The sequence below is a fragment of the Paenibacillus sp. PL91 genome, from assembly GCF_012935325.2.
Taxonomy (GTDB): Bacteria; Bacillota; Bacilli; order Paenibacillales; family Paenibacillaceae; genus Pristimantibacillus.
Window position 1 is genome coordinate 520,359 of the sequence record NZ_JABBYG020000004.1, and the last position, 18,994, is coordinate 539,352.

Genomic DNA, 18,994 nt, shown 5'->3' on the forward strand with positions numbered 1-18,994 from the left:
GAATGTTATTATGAAATATTTGAAATCATTTCCTTAATTGTTGATAGCATACCTTTTTATTATTAGGGCAATAAGAGGCGAACTTCCTACTATTAGGGATGGAAATAGACTCATTTCCTTCTTGAGATAATGGCGTTCATGAATCGGTTGTGCTGGAAATAGGTCGCACAGCATAAGAAGATGAAAAGAAAATACGGGATTATTGCATCACAAAAAAACAGGCGTCTGCATCGAATGCAAACGCCTGTTTTTATATGGTTATGAGCTAGGCTGATTCACTTTAGACAATTTCCATTCCTCATGAGCCCGTTGTACCTTCTTCCATAGCTCATCTTTCTCCTCCTCCGTATAGTTAACGAGCCGCTCACCTAATCGATTCGCTAAAACATCAAGCCATTGTGTTTGATTCGTAATCTCCGTCTTCACTATCTCATTCATTTCACGTCTAATCCATATGCAGCCGCGCAGCTCATTGCTGCCGGTCTCATGCCGATTTTTAACGATAAACACATTATGCCATGGGGATTCCGCTGAGCGGCTATAATGTTCATGGTTTGGTTTAAAGGGTTCCAAATCCTTTATAATTGCAGGGTCATAATCGACACCTGCAACAGAGGCTAACGGATCATGCTCTAAGCGCCAGCCATTTGGAGCCACGCTGGATTCCACAACCTTATAAATAAATGGGCCTTGTTGATAAGTGCCTGCAAGCAGGGGAAGGGGCTCAAAGGGCATATCGCCTAGTCCAACATCAACTATCCAGATCTCGTCTTCAAGCTGATCATTTGTTAAGGTAACGGTCACTCCTAAGTGAAAGCCGTTAATGCGGGGTTCGGTGCCTAATGGCTGAACGCCTGCCCGGTGCAAGTTAACCTTATAGCCTAACGATCGAAGGAGGAGGCTGAACGCACCATTTAGGTGAAAGCAATAACCGCTCCGCCCATTGAGAATGAGTGAAATCGAATCACGATAATCAATGGCAGCAGGTTTCCCTGCAAAAATGTCTATCGTCTGCCAGGATATATGTTTTACATGGGCTTTATGAAGCTCATATAAATAAGATTTAGTAGGAGCCTTAATATCAGCGATCCCGATTCTTTCTAAATAAGCTTTTATTTCCTCTCTAGTTAGCTTATCCATCGTATACACCTCACCATATTTAAAAGTCGTTTGTTTTAGCTCTTGCTTTCCTCATTCTGTATGACCATCGTAAACGAGAAGTGAATACGGAACAATACAAAATAGTCGTATCTGTACCGGTACAAAGTGCGGCTGCTTTTTACAAATTTGCTGTAATGTTGGGCAAGTATCCCTACATATATTGATCTGAAGAACATTGCGAGAGGAGACATCCATGTGAACGCGAATGATCAGGTTCGATATTATAAGCCCTTTGTCAGTCCGCTTGATCCATGCCCGCCGATATTAGTAAAAAGCTACAGCACACCGCCACAATTGTTTATTCCCTTCCAACCCCCTAATTTGCAGCAATTCACTCCCTTCGAAGCCTTGAAATATGGAACACTCTGGCCGGCTTTATACAGTCCTTATGGCTCGAAAAACGTCAGAGAGGAAGAGGGGGACTAACAGTGAGCATCGTATTGAACGAGGAATATTACAAGCTGCTGCACGAGCTGCAGGCCGTTGATTTTGTTTTGGTGGAGCTGAATTTATATTTGGATACGCATCCGATGGATGCAAGTGCGATACAGCAATACAATCAATATGCAAAGTTAAGGCAGCAAATCGCTCATCGTTATGAATCTAAATATGGTCCCTTGAAAAACTTCGGCCAAAGCTTATCCGGTACGCCTTGGTCTTGGAATGATACCCCGTGGCCATGGCAGGTTTAATGGACGGGTTTAGCAAGCATCTATTTTGGAGGAGGTAACCGTGCATGTGGGTGTATGAGAAAAAATTGCAGTATCCGGTACGCGTTAGCAAATGCGATCCTTTGATGGCCAAGTTCCTCATGGAGCAGTATGGCGGTGCCGATGGGGAGCTCGCAGCTGCGCTGCGTTATTTGAACCAGCGTTACACGATACCTGACAAAGTAATCGGACTGCTTACCGACATAGGAACTGAGGAATTTGCACATTTGGAAATGATTGCTACAATGATATATAAATTGACAAAAGATGCTACGCCGGAGCAACTGAAAGCGGCAGGACTCGGTGCTCACTTTGCGGCTCATGACAGCGCCTTGTTCTACGAGAATGCAAATGGCGTCCCATGGACGGCTTCCTACATCCAAGCGAAAGGAGATCCGATTGCGGATCTGTATGAGGATATTGCGGCGGAGGAGAAGGCGCGGGCTACTTACCAATGGCTGATTGATTTGACGGATGACGTCGATCTGCAGGACAGCTTGAAGTTCCTTCGGGAGCGGGAGATCGTGCATTCGCTTCGGTTCCGGGAAGCGGTGGAGATTCTTAAGGATAAGCGGGATGAGAAGATTTTTTATTAGAGGTAAGCCTCTCTGCAGTGGAAGTGGCTGTGGGGAGGTTTTTTTGTTGTAGTAATATTTGATATTTTGTTTTAGATCTGACAAGAGAGACGTACTTAGATGGTCAAGAAAACCGGCTAACGGAATTAGATAATGACGTTGCAGGCAGTGGTGTTGCTGAAGAGGCTGCTATTGCAGAACCTCACCGCAGCATCACCTTAGTGATCGGCATGCAAGCACTCACGCCATTGACGGTTTAATGATTCGTCAATTAGCGTGAACAATGATACCTTTTCAGATTCAAGTTTTTATGATGGGATAAATCTGCGACTAACAGGTTCAATGAGGAGTTATGAATTATCAATAATTAAGCGTAAGATTGAATTTCAGACGTCATTTCCATACGCGCTTTTGCTTGAAAATCTCTTCCACATAACCGGATAGAGCCACTGGGGCGATGATCATTTGGAACAAGAATATAAAACCCAACAGCCCTACAAAGCTTTTCTTTTGATGGATGCCCAGTTGTCCCAACAGTCTTTTCTGATACAAATTAAGTAAATAAAAAATGATCAGTGTCACAGGTAATACTAAGATGGCATTGGGCCCGACCACTCCATAATATCCGAAAGCGCATAAAACTAACCCCGGTATCCAAATAAAGGTATAGGCCAAGTCTATATAAGGAACGACCAAATCGAGACCTGTAAAAAACCGGCTTGTCGGGTTCTGGATCTTCCAAGGGGAAACTTGTTTGAGTGCTTCAATCATTCCTCGCGCCCATCGTTTACGCTGCCGGATTAGATGGACGAAAGATTCAGGAACTTCTGTAAAAGCGATAGCGGCCGGCTCAAAGCATACACGTCCATGATTCTCGAAAAATTTCCACGTTAGGACGATATCCTCGCCGATGGAATCCGGCCAACCTCCAGCTGCTTTGACCGCATTCGAGCGAAAGATGCTGAAGGCTCCTTGGGCTACTAGGGTGGACTGATAAATACTTTGCATTCGTTTGATTGAAGCGATACTTAAGTAATATTCCCATTCCTGAATGCGGGCCAGAAACGAACCTCGATTATTCTGTACAAGCAGAGAGCCTGCAACAGCATGAACGTCAGGGCTTGAGCTCTGCAGCTTTGCAGCTAAAAACCGAATGGCGAGAGGGTGCAAGAACGTATCTGCATCCAGTGTAATCAAATAAGGAGTGTTTACTTCTTTCAAGCCGCGGTTTAAAGCGTTATGTTTTCCCGGGATTTCCTCATGAAGAATAATCAGGGACAGTCCCATCCGCTCTGCGGTTTGCCGGGCAGTTACCACGGTTCCATCCGTAGAGCCGTTATCAATGAGAATAATTTTAATATGTCCTAAGTATTCTTGCCGTGCGATGTGTTCAAGCGTTTCACCGATTCCCATTTCTTCATTCCTGGCTGCGATCAATATTGTGATTGGAATGGAAGGGTTCTCTGTAGGGAGCTTTGCCTTCTTGTCCATTAACAAGCTGGTCAAAGTGAATGCACTGATATAACCAGGTAAATAGGCAATACCCGCAATAATCAAATAGGCGGCGATCATGCCTGTTGATTGTGATAATTGATGGATCCACGGCTGGGACAGCCAGATGACGAATAAAAGCCAACCGATAGCTACCATCTGGCTTATCCGAAATTTACCTACGTACGGTACATCAGCACGTGTAAGTTGATTGTCATGAATTCTGTTAGTAATCAATTTATTCTGCATGTTTCCACTCTCCAATTATTCGATTCCAATAGAGCATTCGGAGAGGGAGGCGATTAAGAGGGTATACAAGACTGAAGAAGGTAGAAATACCACAATAATCAGATAAAACAATTCGTTGTTGCAGTGTTTCTTAAAGTAACGAGAACGATAGTTTAATTAACCGCCTTTGAATAGGTGTGGTTTTTAGTGGTTGAAACGTAACAGATTATACATTCTGTTACGAATCAGTCGAAACCTTGATTTTCACGAATGGAAAGTGGTCTTGTGTCCCTGTGTTTGGTGAAAGAATACGGCGTTCCGGCTCTTAACAGCTGCTATTAACTTCCGAATTCCTGGCTGCGTCATTAAACGGGCAGGATAGTTGAATATTAATTCCGGTTAACCGAGGAGATTTCCCTTAAATTTTTTTTTGCTTTTCTGTCACACTTCACATCCCTTGCCCGTCATACAGGTAAAATTTGAAAGGGATGATGAGCGATGCAAAAGGTTGATGTGGTCGTGGTTGGTGGAGGGATAGCGGGTTTAACCGCAGCAATTTACGCAGCCATAGCCGGGAAACAAACGGTGGTCATTGAAAAACAGAATCGCTTAGGCGGCCGAGCCATTTCCAATAAGAAAAAAGGAGCTTACTTCAATTTGGGCGCGCATTCCCTGTATAAGGGAGATGCGTACGCGACTTTCCGGGAATTGGGGCTGACCTTGCAAGGAAAGCGGCCTTCATCGTTCGCTTATGGCGTTTGGAAAGGGAAATTGAACACCTTGCCTTCGGATATGAAATCCTTGTTTACGACCCCGCTGTTGTCTTGGAATGGAAAGATGGAGTTTGCTTCCTGTCTTATGAAAGTTAAAAAAGCGGATACTCGTCAATTTGACCGGATCAGTATCCGCGAATGGGTAGAAGGGAATTTGCGAGATCCCATGGTGCGCAATATCTTTTATTCGTTACTTCGTGCCGCCAGTTATGTGGTCGGGCCGGATTTGCCAGCCGCGGGTCCTGTATTGAAACAGCTGCAGAATGCCCTTAAAGGCGCGTTGTACCTGGATCGTGGCTGGGGCGAATTGATCGAGGAATTGCGGAAAAAGGCATCCGACTTGGGAGTGCGGTTATTAACAAATACCAAAGTCTCGTCCATCGATACCCGTGGCGGGATCGTGCGGCAGGTTCTCTTTGAAGACGGAACGAAAATCGATACGTACCATGTTATCCTTGCCACATCGCCTTCTATTGCCAATGAGTTGGTGCCCTTTGCAGAAAAAACCGCCCTTCATACCTGGAAAGAACAAGCGATTGAGGTCACCGCGGCTTGCCTGGATGTGGCCTTGAAACGACTTCCCAAGCCTAAACAACAATTTGCTTACGGGATTGATCAGACCGTGCTTCTTAGCAATTATTCGCGTGCGGCTTATCTAAGCGACGATGGCGCGCAAGTCATATCGCTCATTAAGTACCAAGGGAAAGAACCGGACCCGGATAAAGATTTGAAAGAACTGGAAGGCGTGCTGGATTTGATGCAGCCGGGATGGCGGGAAGAATTGATTGTCAAGCAATACCTTCCTAAAATGACGGTTTGTCACGACTTTATGCATATGAAACGTCATGAGAATCCTGGACCCGCTGTCCCGGAAATACAAGGATTATATGTAGCAGGAGAATGGGCGTCGCACGGTGAAGTATTGGTTGATGCCGCGACGGCAAGCGCCAAAAGAGCCATACAACACATGCTCTCCCTTGAGAGTAAGGAGAGGAAAGCCTTTAATGAGCATAGAGGAATTATATAAACGTCATAAAACGGAGCTGTTTTCGTTAGCCTATCGAATGCTCGGCAGCGTCATGGATGCGGAAGATATCGTACAAGATGCTTTTTTGAGCTATGACGGAATGTACGACGTCGGGACAATCCGTAACGAAAGGGCATTCCTATACAAAATCGTAACGAATCGTTGTCTTGATCTTCTGCGCTCGTCAGCCAAAAAACGGGAAATGTACGTCGGTCCATGGCTTCCGGAGCCCCTGATTGAAAAAGGGGCTTCGGACAACGATCCATCTAATAGGTATTTGCGGTCGGAGTCGATTTCCACGGCTTACCTTCTGCTTCTGCAGCAATTGAGTGCAACGGAAAGGGCGGTTTTTCTTCTTCGAGAGATTTTTCATTATTCGTTTGAGGAGATTGCCGATATAGTCGGGAAAAGCAGTGCGAATTGCCGGCAAATTTTCCACCGCGCCAAAAAAAGCATCCATTTCGACCCGGACCAACAACCGTCGGTTTCCATTGCGGAGGATAAGATTAAAGAGTTTGTGAATTCGCTGTTGCAAGGAAATACGACGAAGCTTCTTGAACTGGTTAGTGAGAATGTTGTGCTCTACTCGGACGGCGGAGGCAAAGTAAGCGCGGCACAAGTGCCTGTTGTCGGGTTTGAGCAAGTGCTGAAGCTTCATCAAAATGTGATCAACATGCATGCGGGTAAATTTACGTACTCGTTCCTCATGGTGAATGGGCTCCCCGGAATCCGCATTCGTTTGGATGAAGGGATTCAATATGTTTATTCTTTTGCTTATCGAGATCATAAGATCGAAGCGATTTATACTGTCGCAAATCCGGAAAAGTTAAGACATCTATAGAATCACTACTTAAAAAGAGCTGTATAGTAAAATTCTACGAAAGGAGCTGCCGAGGCACTCCTTTCATTTTTTCGCCGGTAAACCTGTTAATGAGAACCGTACCATATTTTCAAACAAGTCACGGTTTTCATCGGTTCAACATAGGCTTAGGGTTACTTTGAGCGCAAATCAAGAGTAACCCCTCTCTCTTGTATGTTTAACGTATTAAAGAAAAAACAACTCAGAAAGGCCGTCCTGCGAAGAATGGCCAGATCGCTACGCTAACGGGAAACGATAGTGGAGGAGCTAGCAGCGATGCAGTTCCTCTTTTTTCATTGAAGTAACGGACAGAATATTCGAAAAAGGAACTTGAAAAACTTTGGCGAAATTTACTATTAATATCTGGTTCAAGGAGAAGTTATATGATTGAAATACGTTGGGCTCAACTGGAGGATAACCAAGAGCTAGGTCTTGTCCACTCTGAGGCTTACCGCAATGCTTATCAAGGGATAATTCCCGATGAATACCTTAATCAAGTCACCTCCAAAGTTAGAGAGGAGTATTTTCATACAGTTCTTACACAAGGAGAAGAACATGTAGCTATTGCGCTTATTGATAAAAAAACTGTGGGTTGTATTGTATTAAAAGCTTGTAGTGACGATGATATACAAAGTCACAGCGGAGAAATAACGGCAATTTACCTGCTTCAAAAATATAGAGGCATTGGCCTTGGAAAGACGCTCCTAAAATGGGGTATAGAGAAATTAAAAACTTTTGGATGCACTACAGTAGCAATCTGGGTGTTAAGGGAAAACCCCAATGCAATCCGTTTTTATGAAAAGCAAGGCTTTGTTCGTGATGGAGCAGAGAGATTAATAAGTAGAGGTAAAGAATTAATTCAGTTTAGATATTTATGGAGTGTTAAAGGAATGGAGCATTGAGCTAACGGGTACGATAGTACAATGAAAACAGGCTACCGATATTATCAGCAGCCTGCTGCAGGAAACAATACTTGAAATGTTGTGAAGTAGTAGTATTTCGTTAACAGAGAACAGAAATACTCAAACATTTAAGATAAGACTAAAAGATCGGGGATGATGAATCCTCTTTCTATTGAAATAACTTACTATTTCTCAGTGTATGCTGTTATGACTGCATCAGCAAAAGAAATTTTCTTTTTTAAATCAACAGTTGTACTCATCAGGGAATAAACCAGGCTTCCTCCACTTACTTGTTGGCTCCAGATAAGGAAATCATCTTTGCTGTCCTTGTAGTTGTAAACTTGTGTTCCCGCAACATTATAAATTTGCGACGATGACGGGCTGCTATCGGAAAATTGTAATGTAGATTGCTGACTGCTGCCAATGCTTATCCGATAAGTCGTGTCACCATCTTTGTAGTGTAACATCACAAAAGTTATTTTATCTGTGACGCCGCCCGTTTGGTAAGCATATGGGTAACCTGTCGTTGCATCAGTTGCTTCTATCCACCGAACTGACTTTGGGATTCTAGCTTCGGGAACAAGTTCAGCTTCTGTCAGATTAGCATCTTGAATTGTGTCGCTGGGCAACTTAATGTTGCTCATTACATCCCGTAGCTGAGGTGCAAGTGCATGAGTGGATAGGTATGAAAAACCTCGCACTATAGTAGAAGAAGATGTAGGTAATTCGCCTCGCTTTACAGCGTCAATCGCTTCTTGTCCGAATATTACTGTTGCGGATTCACCTGGATTTAGTTTAGATCTCAAAGTATTCAAAATTCGATCATGCTGCTCAGGAACTTGTAAATCCGTTTGAATTATATGCATAACTGTATTGCTGTTACGATCTTTAAGAGAGAGCCAGCCCTCAACAGCAGCATAAGTAAATCCGCTTAGTAAAACAATGGACATGACAACAGCGGCCAAGGTAAAAGCAGTTCTATTCCGTTTTCGGATGCGAATACTAGAAACTTTGCAGCCGGTTAAATCGTGATCTGTTTTAAAATGATTCATAATTCGTTCAGAGAAGTCGATAAACTCAGGAGCATTACGTTCTGCCGAACGCTTGAATTGATCTAATACTTCAACTTTCCTGGAAAATTGATTGTTTTTCATCGGAAAACTCCTTTCGAATATGTTTCTTATTGATCTTTTTCTTAATGCGTTCGAATTTTTTCCGTAAGGTAATCGAAGTTGACCCCGTAATTTCAGATATTTCCGTGAAACTTCGTTCCTCCAATGTTCTCAGAATCAATAACTGACGATCTCCTGCGGATAAGCCATCTAGGATTTCTTCTACTAAAGTAGAATAATGAGGAGGAGTTTCGGTTTTCCGCTCTAGCTTAATAAAAGATATAAGGCGCTGCTGGACTTTTCTCTTTTTAATCAGATTCAAACAATGGTGATACGCGATTTTATACATCCATGCAGCAAATGAGATGGAGTTTCTATATTTTTCGATCATCCGGTAACATTTCAAGAAAACTTCCTGTACAGCATCTTCGGATTCCACACGATTGCCAAGCATGTGGTAACAGTAAAGATGCATTCTTCTCTGAAAATGGAGGACAAGCAAACGGTACTGTTCTACACGCCCCGTCTGTATAGCTATTACGATCTCTTCGATTTGCTCAGCGTTTAGCGGCTGCGTTTGTTCATTTATATCCATATGAACTCCTTTCTTGTGTGGGGCCCCTAATACCTGTATAACAATTTTGAAAGTGCAAATGTGACAGTGTAAGAAAATTCATTTGATAAAAACTGAATGAGTCATTAACTGCGGTTTCTTAAAAGTTTAATAGTGAACAAAGTAGTGGCAAGGAACGTTATTGTATAAGCGAAAAAAGACTGAGGATGCAAACTATAGCTTAACATTCACAAGACGAGGCTGGCATAGAACGGCAGCCTCGTTGAGCTAACGGGCAGTTTAACATAACAGTGTTTGTCTATTGTTTGTGTGAGAATGGAAACATTTTGTTACCTATATCGTCTAAACCTTGTATATAAATTCATTACTATGAGGTGTTTATATTGAGGAAATGGGCTTTCGTTCTTCCCTTGTCCTTTTGTTTACTAAGCTCGGGGACGAGTTATGCAAATTCGGCTGATAACCAATCTACCATCGTTATTGTAAATGATCATGTAATGAATTTTGATGTAAAGCCTATTATTGATCAAGGAATGGTTTTTGTTCCAATCCGTTCTATAGTGGATGAACTAGGGGGCAAAATAACATTTTGGAAGAACAACGAGATTTCCTTATCGAAAGGAGCCATAACGGTCACGTTAAGCATCGGCTCTACAATCGTCAAAAAAAATCAGGAGCATTTCTCGCTTAAAGCTGCTCCAAAATTAATAAAGGGGAGAACGTTGGTACCGCTTCGTTTTTTATCTGAAGCGTTGGGAGCATCCGTAAATTACGAAAGCCATCGTGTATCGATCAGAACGACGGATGATTCAGAACAATCCCATGCAGCCAGTGGAAATTCCATTGGTAACTTAAACAACAGTGGCTGGTATGCGACCGACAAAGAATGGATTTATTTCAATAATCAACGGGACAATGGCAAACTGTATAAAGAAAAGATAGATGGCTCTTATAACCAAAAAGTCAGTGATGAGAAGTATGTGGGCTATATTAACATTGTTAACCAAAAGCTTTATTATGGTGTATCAAGTTTAGCTGTATCTGGTGGGAAAATTTTTTATACAATTGATGGTCGCAAATTATTCGTTATGGATGCTGACGGTAGCAATAAAAAGAAATTGGTAGATGGCAGCTACATCGCGTGGGTTGACGTAAAGGAGCGTTCATTATTCTTTAATTTAAATGAGCAGCTTTATTCAATGGGGACAGACGGGACGTCTTTAACCAAAATCTCGGACCACAATGCTCGCAATATTAACGTGCAAGGTGACTGGCTTTATTACAGTAATTATTCAGAATATAGCAAGAAATTGTTTCGAATAAACCTTGTCGACCATACGACTCAAAAGCTCAACGACGAAAAAACTTTTTACCTTCACATCATAAGCAACAAGATTTTCTTTTATAATCCTGATGTCTCAAGCGTTGAAGAGATCATTGTTGAATGAAGAACGCGATTGAGCTAACGGGACACGATAGTTGAACAATCAAGGAGCAGTTTGCTGCGGCAGCTGCTCCATTTCTTTGTTAAGCTAACTGGCAGTTTAGTTCAAAGTAGGTATATATGCAAGGAAAAATCTGGGTCTCGATTATCTTTCCCAATATGGTACAGAATAAAGGATCGTGATATCCTTTATTCGTCCAAGAAATTAAACAATTGAATTGTCGATGGGGGGAACGAATGTGAAACAGGTGGTTGCGGCGAATCTCGCAGATGAATTTAAAAAAAATCAAAAGGTATTAACCGCTATCGGGGATGAGACCAGGCAAGCCATTCTCTTGACCTTGATTCAAGGACAACAAGTGCCAGGAATGCGAGTGGGCGAGATTAAGGAAAAAACCCATCTTTCCCGTCCAGCCGTATCTCATCATCTGAAAGTTTTGAAAGATACGCAAATTATAAGCGTTCGTAAAGAAGGGACTATTAACTATTATCGTCAGGACACCAAAAGCAAGCTCAAGTTGCTGAAAAATCTCGTGGAACAAATCGAGATGCTACTTTCGCAATGCGAATGAACCATGTCGGATTATTTTTCTTTAAGCAAGGGAGGGGACGAAAATGAACAAAGTAATCGAAGCGGTGAATGGCTATAAAATTCCCCAACTGGGCTTTGGCGTGTATAAAATAAAAAATGGGAAAGAATTTGAAATGGCGATTCACGAGGCTATTCGTGTAGGTTATCGTCATTTCGATACAGCTAAAATATACGGAAACGAAGAAGAATTAGGACGAGAACTTCAAAATAGTGGGATTCCTCGAGAACAATTCTTTATTACCTCAAAAGTATGGACCACTGACCTCGGCTATGAAGCGACAAAAAAGGCCTTTGAACAAACCTGTAAAAAACTGAATGTAACGTACCTTGATATGTACCTGATTCATTTTGCCGGTCCTCATTATCTGGAAGCATGGAAGGCTATGGAAGAGTTATATTCGGAGGGAAAAATAAAGGTGATCGGTGTTGCGAATTTTGAGATTCACCACCTTGAGAATGTAATGAAGCATTCCAGGATTCCGCCGATGATTAATCAAATCGAGACTCATCCGGAGTTTCCACAAAACGAATTACACGAATATCTTGCTCGGCATCGGATTTTGCATGAAGCCTGGGGACCATTGGGGCAAGGAAATAAAGCGTTGCTTGATCGTCCGGAGTTGACCGAAATCGCCTTTCATCACAATAAGTCGGTGGCTCAAGTCATCTTGCGTTGACATTTACAAAGGGGGATTATTGTGATCCCAAAATCCTCAAACTCCCGAAGAATAAAAGAAAATAGTGAGATATTCGACTTTGAATTAACAGAAAAAGAAATAGAAAAAATAGATCGATTGAATACGGGCAAAAGGTATTCGGTAAATCCGACTGGTTATTTGGTTAATCCATTTTATATAAAGATGATGAAGTTTTTTATGAAATAAATCTGACTATTCTGTTATCTCGTCATCCGACATCGCTCAATGAGCAAGATTAACTGAGTTAACGAAGAATGATAGCATAATAAAGACAAAAGTCAGCCGGCAAGAACCGATCGGCTGCCTTTATTCACCTACGGGCAGATTAGTTTATTAATAATTAAATAATCCGTATCACAGTAAGCAGAGTTTTCGATTAACTGAAGTATAATAAGAGCGATGGAACAAAATATTGTGGAATAAGGAGAGGTTAAGATGACTCATCCCTACCGACCTATACATTCGCCCATACTGCAGCCGGAATTGCATCGCCCTTGGTATCGTTGCCGGGAATATACGCCAAATCGCCGCTTGGAATTGCATGTTGCTTCCTTTTGGACAATGGATTTTCAGCCCGTGTCGGAGCATCAGTGGCATCGGATCATACCGGATGGTTGCGTCGATATCGTTGTGAATCTTCTTTCTCCTTCAAGCCGGAAGGCCGCCTATGTCGTAGGGCTGGCGACTCGATCTGAAATTTTGCATTTCTCTGAAGTTCGTTCGATATTCGGCATTCGGATTTATTCGGAATCAGCCCGGGATATATTAAAATTTCCACTCTCAGCGTTTATGGAACATCCTGTCTTTCTGGAAGAGGTCTGGGGCCTTGAAGGGCTGTATTGGGTCGAAGAAATCCTGAACGCAAAGACAACCTCGGACATCATTGAAATTGTCGAGCATAAATTATGCCAAAAGCTGACTGACAGCGATATGCCTACTTCTTCTTTGGTGTACCAAAGCATGCAGCTTATGTATGTCTACAAAGGGAATCTTTCCGTAACGAATCTAGCGGATAAGGTTCATTTCAGCGAAAGACATCTAAGAAGGGTTTTCGATAGGGAGATCGGATTGAGCGCGTTACTATGGGTTGCCTCTTAAAAGACTGACTAAAAAGGGATAAGAAGTCCGTTTTTTACTATATTGAAAGTCGATACAATCGTTACAATGGGGGTGAAAAATAAATCACAATGATGGGAGTTACGAAGTATGACGGTTAAGTTAAAGAGAGTCGCGATTTTCGTGGAACAGATGAAAAGGGCTTTGGATTTCTACCGTATGTTGGGACTCGAAATACCTGAAAGCGCCAACGAAGAACATCACGTTGAGGTGGAGCATACCGGAATTCGCTTGGCATTCGGCACATGGGAATCGGCGCAGGTCGTTTTGGACGGCTGGGAAGAGCCTGTTGGATATCGAATAGAGCTCGCATTTCAGTTTGACAGCCGCGAAGCGCTGGATGAATTGTACCGTCAATTGACGGTACATGGATATATCGGACATCGCGGGCCACGGGATACGCCTTGGGGGGAGCGCTACGCGATTGTAAAGGACCCCGATGGCAATTTAATTAGTCTTGTCGTTTAAGAGGAGAGAACCACTATTAGCGAATTCGAGAATGAAAAAACTAGGACTGAACCTGAGATATTCGATCGACTTTACGAACGGGTACGATAGTTCAATAAAAACACGGAAGCAGCCGACCACAATGATCGGCTGCTTCATTACGCTAACGGGCAAGATAGTTTTAAGAGTATGCTGAAATTAACTGGTAGGTATCTGATAAAGCACCATGTATTTGATTCAAAGTTCTTGACTCTGACGTTAGGTTATAGTGCACAATTCTCTATGAATATATAACTAGGAGTGAGAGATATGAACATAAAAACATTGCGTTCAGACCACATTTATCAAAAAGTTGCCCAAGCTGCGCCCGAGGAAAAACTTGAGTTATTCAGAAACGAAATGATGGCTCCTTTTATGAAACAATGGCAAATTCAACAGATCCCTTTTAGAGCTGAAGAGGCGAATGGTTTTGACGTTATTACGATGAATAATATGGTGCATCGATCCCCTAATCAGATTACCCAACAAATCTCACCTGAGATAGAGTTGATTTCGTCAGAGACTTTTTGGTCAGAGTGTGAGCAAGCTGTAAGGAAAAGCCTCCGTCTATTTATCGAACATGAAATAAGTCTACCCGTGTCCGAATATTTGTTTACCATACTACTAGGGAATCCGGAAAGCCGTGCCTTAGCAATAAATGAAGGATATAGTGGCTTTGGGGGCATTCCTGGGTTTATCACGGGTTCACTCTTGCCCAATGAGTACACGATTCCTCGAATGAAGGTTGCGCTGGCGCACGAATGCAACCATAATGTGCGATATCAATTTATTCAGTGGGATCACACCGTTAATTTGGGCGAGCTAATTGTAAGTGAAGGATTAGCTGAAAACTTTTCTACGTTCATGTTTGGAGAAGAGTTCCTAGGCCCTTGGGTAACGAAAACAAACGCAGAAACACTTAACGGACGCATAAAGCCTGTGCTTAGAGAGCAATTGCAACTAACCGGGTTTGATAAATTTGCTCCCTATCTTTACGGTGACGAGATTGCTAAGCTTCAAAACTTTGAACCGGTCAATATGCCTTATAGCGCGGGTTACGCTTGCGGCTATTATTTAATCCAATATTATTTAAGAAAAACGGGGAATACGATCTTTGAGGCCACCATAACGCCTGCTGCTCAAATACTAGACGAAGTAAAAGGATTTTGGGATGAAGAAACCATTATTAGCCGTTAAAGATATTGTTCAGATTACAGGCATTACAGGCCGGACCCTGCATTATTACGATAGAATTGATTTATTTAAACCGACGCATCTGACGGAAAAAGGTTATCGCCTATATGATCGAAGCAGTTTGGAAAAGCTTCAAACGATTTTATTCTTGAAGGAATTGGATTTTTCCTTGAAAGAAATTGCGGATATTTTAAAGCTAACCCGGCAAGAACAGAAACAAATAATAAAGAAGCAGCGACAAACCTTATTATCGAGAAAACAAAGACTAGAAACCATCATGGTAGCTCTCGAAGAATACGTTTCGGGGAAAGATATTAGCAATTTGCAAATATTCAACCATTCTTCCGTTTTGCCATTGAATGAACAATATGCAAATGAGGCGAGATTCATTTATGGTGAAACAGAAACGTATAAAGAGTTTAATGAAACGTTGGAAAAATTATCACTAGATGATAAAGAGGAACGTTTTCAATCCATGGAGGAAATATTCAAACAAATAGCGCCTTGTGTCTATCAAGAACCTTCTTCCGATGAAGTTCAGCGACTAATCGAGGAGTGGAAAAAAATTTTAATGCAATTCATGACATGTGATGCAGAGTTACTGGCTTGCATGGCTCATACCTACAAATTCGATGCACGATTCAAAAACTATTTTAATCAATATAGCAATGAGGATTTTGCAGATTTTCTTTACAGTGCAATAATGCATAATATCAATCGGCAATCATTTCAGTGAATGGTAAGAAAGTAGCTATTGGAACTCATGGAGCCGTTATGACAATGATGATGAGATACTTCGATACGCAGTTCGACTTGGACTTCTTATTAAAGACATCAAAACCTGATATCTACAGGATGGAATTTGATGAAGGAGTTTTAACAAATACAGAGAGGCTATGGAGTAACTCTTAGTGATTCTTAGTGATTTCATTGAACTAACGGAGAACTATAGCTCAATAAACATCAAGACGAGGCTGCCGGTTGAAAAGGCAGCCTCGTTAAGGTAACGGGCAGGTTAACGTAGAAACTTCGACTAATTACTCCTTGTAAGTCACACATCCCTTGCCTCTACTACTGGAACTGAGGAGGCCGCTGTTGAATTGCAACAGTAAAACTGATTAGCGGCCAAACCTCGCTTATTTCGTTTACTAATGGTGGGAGCAAAGATTCCGGTACTCATTTGGACGAAAACGGATCTATTTTGTAAGTAAATCCAGGGAATACACGATGTTCAGCTACCTTAGTTGAAGTTCCTTCTCCTATTTTTTTCACTATATACCCCATTTTATTAGAAACGCCACTTTGAACTACAGTAAGGTCCCAATGATCGAGGGTTGTGATGTCATCTAGCGTCCAAGTTTGAACCGCTACTTTAACTTGAAATTCTGAAGGTTTCCCTTGTGCCACCTTCAATCTTCTTATATCGACAATCTGAGTAGAAAACATGGTTGGTCCCATTGAAAAATGTGATTCCGCCAATTTTTTTACATCCAAATCACTTGTAACGGATTTTTCAATGAGGTCTTGTAAACCTTGGTCCATTCCAGCCATAAATACCTGTACAGTATTATTAATAGCAGCCATGTCAAATTGAATAAGATTACCATCTTCTTTCCAAACATCCACAGGCGTAATTCCATAGCTCTTAACTCCAACCGTCTGCGTTTTCTGATCCCATGTAACATCTGCTCCAAGCGCCTTAGAAACAAAACTGATTGGTACCATAACACGATAGTTAATCATTCGTGGTGCTACATCCGCTGCAACGGTTTTACCATTTACAACAATTTTTATTGCACCACTTGCATACGCTACATGAAAAATCATACTTACCGACAGAAGCGTACACAAAACAGTAAGTAATACTTTTTTTTTCATTATAAAAAAACTCCTCTCAATTTAACAAAACTGGTTTTCATTTCTACAAACTATAGACGCAGTGCTCCTTAAAAAGTTACCTTAAACAATCGGAAGCTTAGAACACTCCCTGTGCATTTGATCAAGCAGTTAGTAAGACGAATTGTTACAAAAACCAACCCTAGTTTTTCATAAACTTATCACCGCCATTGCCATAAGGATAGTTAAACAAACAAGGGTTTGCTGCGGAAGTTGCTCCATTTCCTTGTTAAACTAACGGGCAGTTTAGTTGAATAAGGAATAGATAACTACAATAAAGAAAACTCGCCAACACTGCGGCGAGTTTTGCTTTTTTATATGACAATGCGAAGTCAAAACAAACTGTCATTTTGATTAATAATTTCGGAAAAGCACCTACACAATGGTAGCACCTTTTTCGTGAGTGTAGTTATTCAATTGTGTTTTTCGTGGCCTTATACATCTTTTCAGCGTACTCGTCGACTTCATCTCGTGACATGCGTAAGCGATTCACAGAAGTACCATATCCAATTTCCTTTTTACCCTCTTCTAATCCTTTGAAAATTCCATCTGCGAAGGCATCTAATGGTTCTCCTTGGATATGTAACCCCGCTCCACCTAAATTTGTATTCACTGCCGGAGGAGCAACTTCAATCACTTCTACAGACGTATCAGAGAGTTGGTGTCTTAGACTCATTGTAAATGAATGAAGCGCCGCTTTTGTTGCTGAATAAATCGGAGCAATCGCAAACGGCGTAAAAGCTAACCCAGATGTCACGTTAATGATAGTCGCCTCTTCTTTTGTTGCAAAAAATGGAGCGAACAGCACAGAGAGATGGAAAGGTGCTTCAATGTTGGTTGTGATTTCTTTACTGAAATAACTCCAATTGTTCTTTGCATCCGCTTTTAGCACATTAAAGCGTTGTTGGATTCCTGCATTGTTAACTAACACATTCACTTCTGGATAGTTCGCTGATACCCAATCAAACAATGCTACACGCTCGGATTCAATATCCAAATTACTTACACGAGTAATAAGGCCAGGGGATTTTTCTTTCGCATTTTGAAGTACATTTTCACGTCGTCCACAAACAATGACTTTATTTCCAGCTTTTATAAAGCGCTCTGCAAAAGCTAATCCTATTCCAGAACTTCCGCCTGTAATAAGTATTGTATTTCCTGAAAGTTTCATTATAGTTCCTCTTCTCCATAATTTTCTTCACACAATTGTTTATCAATTTCAAAGCAATAAAGCCAATTCCTTTATATGCGCCAGTTACTAATGCTTTTTCATCTTATCATTCTTCTTTTCTTTCCTGAGTACGTTTTGTATAACGTGTAATTTTTACGTCAATTCCTTTTAAGGATTCGGTCATCAACGAAATTTCAGCTATCACAGCTTGCTTGTGATTCTTCATCATTCCAAGTCGGAGTTCAATGGTGTTATCTCCTTCTACTACCCAGTCAACATATTGCTTTATACCACTTATTGGCATGTGCGTGTTTTTTAAATAAATAACGATTTCAAGGAGCGTAATTTGATCTTCTGAAAATAACCGCCTCCCAGCTTCATCACGCTCGATTAGTGGTAGTAGTCCTTTTTTTTCATAATAACGTAACGTTGATTCTGGAATATCGAATTTGGCTGAAGCTTCGCTAATTGAACAATACTTCATCTGGAGGCCTCCAAAATTTTATCTTTCATTGTCGACAGGAATATGATACGACTTAAACCATGGTTTAAGTCAACAAAAAATTATTTTAGTCTGTCGAAGGAATAAAGCAGGCGCTTCAGTGGCCTGCTCATTTTATTAAGCTAAAGAGCAGGATAACGCAATGGACCGCAGTCGAAATAAAGGACAGAATTGCTCGATTAACGACACCCATGGCCATCATGCGGGAGACCTTGTATTGCATCATCTGGCCCGGTTATTGTCCGAGTCAGCCGGCATTTCTGATTTTGTCGCGCGGTTGACCGGAGATGAATTCGTCGTACTGGCTTATGATCGCGTCCAGGCGAGCAGCCTCATCACGATCCTTGAGGATACGCTGTCCGCGAACCTGCTTCGGCTCCTTGGGCTCTATAAGAGAGCGAATGACCGCATGTATCGGATGAAGAAAGATGCTATACCGAATACGTAAAAAAGAGGTCGACCATCTCGTTGGTCGGCCTCTAA

General features: G+C 41.7%; 22 protein-coding genes and 1 pseudogene. 16 read left to right on the plus strand and 7 right to left on the minus strand.

The window, feature by feature from the left end:
* Positions 1–258: 258 nt before the first annotated feature.
* Positions 259–1,140 (minus strand): arylamine N-acetyltransferase family protein, encoded by an 882-nt coding sequence (locus HI950_RS13245; protein WP_169082294.1) that lies wholly within the window; start codon positions 1,138–1,140, stop codon positions 259–261.
* Positions 1,141–1,356: 216 nt separating this feature from the next.
* Here HI950_RS13245 and HI950_RS13250 point away from each other — a divergent pair, with 216 nt between their 5' ends.
* From HI950_RS13250 to HI950_RS13260, 3 genes are read left to right on the plus strand one after another with little or no spacing between them, the layout of a single operon-like run.
* The gene (locus HI950_RS13250) at positions 1,357–1,587 is read left to right on the plus strand and encodes a spore coat associated protein CotJA (RefSeq protein ID WP_169082293.1); all 231 of its coding nucleotides are present in this window, start codon (positions 1,357–1,359) and stop codon (positions 1,585–1,587) included.
* Positions 1,588–1,589: 2 nt separating this feature from the next.
* On the plus strand, positions 1,590–1,853 hold the full coding sequence (locus HI950_RS13255; RefSeq protein WP_169082292.1) for a spore coat protein CotJB: 264 nt from the start codon (positions 1,590–1,592) through the stop codon (positions 1,851–1,853).
* A gap of 44 nt (positions 1,854–1,897) precedes the next feature.
* Positions 1,898–2,467 (plus strand): manganese catalase family protein, encoded by a 570-nt coding sequence (locus HI950_RS13260; protein ID WP_169082291.1) that lies wholly within the window; start codon positions 1,898–1,900, stop codon positions 2,465–2,467.
* Between the two features lie 372 nt (positions 2,468–2,839).
* Here HI950_RS13260 and HI950_RS13265 read toward each other — a convergent pair whose 3' ends face one another.
* Positions 2,840–4,186: a glycosyltransferase family 2 protein gene (locus HI950_RS13265; protein ID WP_169082290.1), complete on the minus strand. Its 1,347-nt coding sequence runs from the start codon at positions 4,184–4,186 to the stop codon at positions 2,840–2,842.
* A gap of 477 nt (positions 4,187–4,663) precedes the next feature.
* Between HI950_RS13265 and HI950_RS13270 the strand changes: the two genes are divergently transcribed.
* The 3 genes from HI950_RS13270 to HI950_RS13280 all read left to right on the plus strand — a co-directional run bounded on the left by HI950_RS13270 (position 4,664) and on the right by HI950_RS13280 (position 7,726).
* Complete coding sequence (locus HI950_RS13270; RefSeq protein WP_169082289.1) at positions 4,664–5,965, plus strand: NAD(P)/FAD-dependent oxidoreductase; 1,302 nt, start codon at positions 4,664–4,666, stop codon at positions 5,963–5,965.
* Entirely contained in the window at positions 5,943–6,806 is an 864-nt protein-coding gene (locus tag HI950_RS13275; protein ID WP_169082288.1) for an RNA polymerase sigma-70 factor, read from the plus strand. Before HI950_RS13270 ends, HI950_RS13275 begins: the two co-directional genes overlap by 23 nt.
* Before the next feature lie 401 nt (positions 6,807–7,207).
* Positions 7,208–7,726 (plus strand): GNAT family N-acetyltransferase, encoded by a 519-nt coding sequence (locus HI950_RS13280; protein ID WP_169082287.1) that lies wholly within the window; start codon positions 7,208–7,210, stop codon positions 7,724–7,726.
* Positions 7,727–7,911: 185 nt separating this feature from the next.
* Here the strand turns inward: HI950_RS13280 and HI950_RS13285 are convergent, their stop codons facing one another.
* The gene (locus HI950_RS13285; RefSeq protein ID WP_169082286.1) at positions 7,912–8,880 is read right to left on the minus strand and encodes a hypothetical protein; all 969 of its coding nucleotides are present in this window, start codon (positions 8,878–8,880) and stop codon (positions 7,912–7,914) included.
* Entirely contained in the window at positions 8,849–9,433 is a 585-nt protein-coding gene (locus HI950_RS13290; RefSeq protein ID WP_169082285.1) for an RNA polymerase sigma factor, read from the minus strand. Before HI950_RS13290 ends, HI950_RS13285 begins: the two co-directional genes overlap by 32 nt.
* 362 nt (positions 9,434–9,795) lie before the next feature.
* On the opposite strand from HI950_RS13290, the gene HI950_RS13295 reads away from it, so the two are divergent.
* The 9 genes and pseudogenes from HI950_RS13295 to HI950_RS35755 form a co-directional block, all read left to right on the plus strand.
* Positions 9,796–10,860: a DUF5050 domain-containing protein gene (locus HI950_RS13295; protein ID WP_169082284.1), complete on the plus strand. Its 1,065-nt coding sequence runs from the start codon at positions 9,796–9,798 to the stop codon at positions 10,858–10,860.
* 235 nt (positions 10,861–11,095) lie between these two features.
* Entirely contained in the window at positions 11,096–11,428 is a 333-nt protein-coding gene (locus HI950_RS13300) for an ArsR/SmtB family transcription factor (protein ID WP_411268087.1), read from the plus strand.
* A gap of 43 nt (positions 11,429–11,471) precedes the next feature.
* Complete coding sequence (locus HI950_RS13305) at positions 11,472–12,125, plus strand: aldo/keto reductase (protein ID WP_411268088.1); 654 nt, start codon at positions 11,472–11,474, stop codon at positions 12,123–12,125.
* Positions 12,126–12,143: 18 nt separating this feature from the next.
* Complete coding sequence (locus HI950_RS36975) at positions 12,144–12,332, plus strand: hypothetical protein (RefSeq protein ID WP_411268093.1); 189 nt, start codon at positions 12,144–12,146, stop codon at positions 12,330–12,332.
* A 249-nt stretch (positions 12,333–12,581) separates the two neighbouring features.
* Positions 12,582–13,244, plus strand: coding sequence for a helix-turn-helix transcriptional regulator (locus HI950_RS13310; protein ID WP_169082282.1), 663 nt, complete (start codon positions 12,582–12,584; stop codon positions 13,242–13,244).
* A 108-nt stretch (positions 13,245–13,352) separates the two neighbouring features.
* A complete protein-coding gene (locus tag HI950_RS13315) occupies positions 13,353–13,730 on the plus strand; it encodes a VOC family protein (protein ID WP_169082281.1) in 378 nt (125 codons plus the stop codon).
* A gap of 288 nt (positions 13,731–14,018) precedes the next feature.
* Positions 14,019–14,945 (plus strand): DUF2268 domain-containing putative Zn-dependent protease, encoded by a 927-nt coding sequence (locus HI950_RS13320; protein ID WP_169082280.1) that lies wholly within the window; start codon positions 14,019–14,021, stop codon positions 14,943–14,945.
* Complete coding sequence (locus HI950_RS13325) at positions 14,920–15,678, plus strand: MerR family transcriptional regulator (protein WP_169082279.1); 759 nt, start codon at positions 14,920–14,922, stop codon at positions 15,676–15,678. The genes HI950_RS13320 and HI950_RS13325 overlap by 26 nt, the downstream gene beginning before the upstream one ends.
* Before the next feature lie 8 nt (positions 15,679–15,686).
* Positions 15,687–15,854, plus strand: a pseudogene (locus HI950_RS35755) (histidine phosphatase family protein); the annotation flags it as partial.
* A gap of 264 nt (positions 15,855–16,118) precedes the next feature.
* Here the strand turns inward: HI950_RS35755 and HI950_RS13330 are convergent.
* The 3 genes from HI950_RS13330 to HI950_RS13340 form a co-directional block, all read right to left on the minus strand.
* Complete coding sequence (locus HI950_RS13330; RefSeq protein ID WP_169082278.1) at positions 16,119–16,820, minus strand: copper amine oxidase N-terminal domain-containing protein; 702 nt, start codon at positions 16,818–16,820, stop codon at positions 16,119–16,121.
* 427 nt (positions 16,821–17,247) lie between these two features.
* On the minus strand, positions 17,248–18,009 hold the full coding sequence (locus tag HI950_RS13335) for an SDR family oxidoreductase (protein ID WP_169082277.1): 762 nt from the start codon (positions 18,007–18,009) through the stop codon (positions 17,248–17,250).
* Positions 18,010–18,115: 106 nt separating this feature from the next.
* Complete coding sequence (locus tag HI950_RS13340; protein ID WP_169082276.1) at positions 18,116–18,493, minus strand: MerR family transcriptional regulator; 378 nt, start codon at positions 18,491–18,493, stop codon at positions 18,116–18,118.
* A 160-nt stretch (positions 18,494–18,653) separates the two neighbouring features.
* Between HI950_RS13340 and HI950_RS36405 the strand changes: the two genes are divergently transcribed.
* Positions 18,654–18,959 (plus strand): diguanylate cyclase, encoded by a 306-nt coding sequence (locus HI950_RS36405; RefSeq protein ID WP_169082275.1) that lies wholly within the window; start codon positions 18,654–18,656, stop codon positions 18,957–18,959.
* Positions 18,960–18,994 lie beyond the last annotated feature (35 nt).

Bases quoted from the DNA above. Each gene is read 5' to 3' on its own strand.
- HI950_RS13245 (WP_169082294.1), bottom strand. From the start codon at position 1,140: ATGGATAAGCTAACTAGAGAGGAAATAAAAGCTTATTTAGAAAGAATC.
- HI950_RS13260 (WP_169082291.1), top strand. From the start codon at position 1,898: ATGTGGGTGTATGAGAAAAAATTGCAGTATCCGGTACGCGTTAGCAAA.
- HI950_RS13265 (WP_169082290.1), bottom strand. From the start codon at position 4,186: ATGCAGAATAAATTGATTACTAACAGAATTCATGACAATCAACTTACA.
- HI950_RS13270 (WP_169082289.1), top strand. From the start codon at position 4,664: ATGCAAAAGGTTGATGTGGTCGTGGTTGGTGGAGGGATAGCGGGTTTA.
- HI950_RS13275 (WP_169082288.1), top strand. From the start codon at position 5,943: ATGAGCATAGAGGAATTATATAAACGTCATAAAACGGAGCTGTTTTCG.
- HI950_RS13280 (WP_169082287.1), top strand. From the start codon at position 7,208: ATGATTGAAATACGTTGGGCTCAACTGGAGGATAACCAAGAGCTAGGT.
- HI950_RS13285 (WP_169082286.1), bottom strand. From the start codon at position 8,880: ATGAAAAACAATCAATTTTCCAGGAAAGTTGAAGTATTAGATCAATTC.
- HI950_RS13290 (WP_169082285.1), bottom strand. From the start codon at position 9,433: ATGGATATAAATGAACAAACGCAGCCGCTAAACGCTGAGCAAATCGAA.
- HI950_RS13305 (WP_411268088.1), top strand. From the start codon at position 11,472: ATGAACAAAGTAATCGAAGCGGTGAATGGCTATAAAATTCCCCAACTG.
- HI950_RS13310 (WP_169082282.1), top strand. From the start codon at position 12,582: ATGACTCATCCCTACCGACCTATACATTCGCCCATACTGCAGCCGGAA.
- HI950_RS13315 (WP_169082281.1), top strand. From the start codon at position 13,353: ATGACGGTTAAGTTAAAGAGAGTCGCGATTTTCGTGGAACAGATGAAA.
- HI950_RS13320 (WP_169082280.1), top strand. From the start codon at position 14,019: ATGAACATAAAAACATTGCGTTCAGACCACATTTATCAAAAAGTTGCC.
- HI950_RS13325 (WP_169082279.1), top strand. From the start codon at position 14,920: ATGAAGAAACCATTATTAGCCGTTAAAGATATTGTTCAGATTACAGGC.
- HI950_RS13330 (WP_169082278.1), bottom strand. From the start codon at position 16,820: ATGAAAAAAAAAGTATTACTTACTGTTTTGTGTACGCTTCTGTCGGTA.
- HI950_RS13335 (WP_169082277.1), bottom strand. From the start codon at position 18,009: ATGAAACTTTCAGGAAATACAATACTTATTACAGGCGGAAGTTCTGGA.
- HI950_RS13340 (WP_169082276.1), bottom strand. From the start codon at position 18,493: ATGAAGTATTGTTCAATTAGCGAAGCTTCAGCCAAATTCGATATTCCA.
- HI950_RS36405 (WP_169082275.1), top strand. From the start codon at position 18,654: ATGGACCGCAGTCGAAATAAAGGACAGAATTGCTCGATTAACGACACC.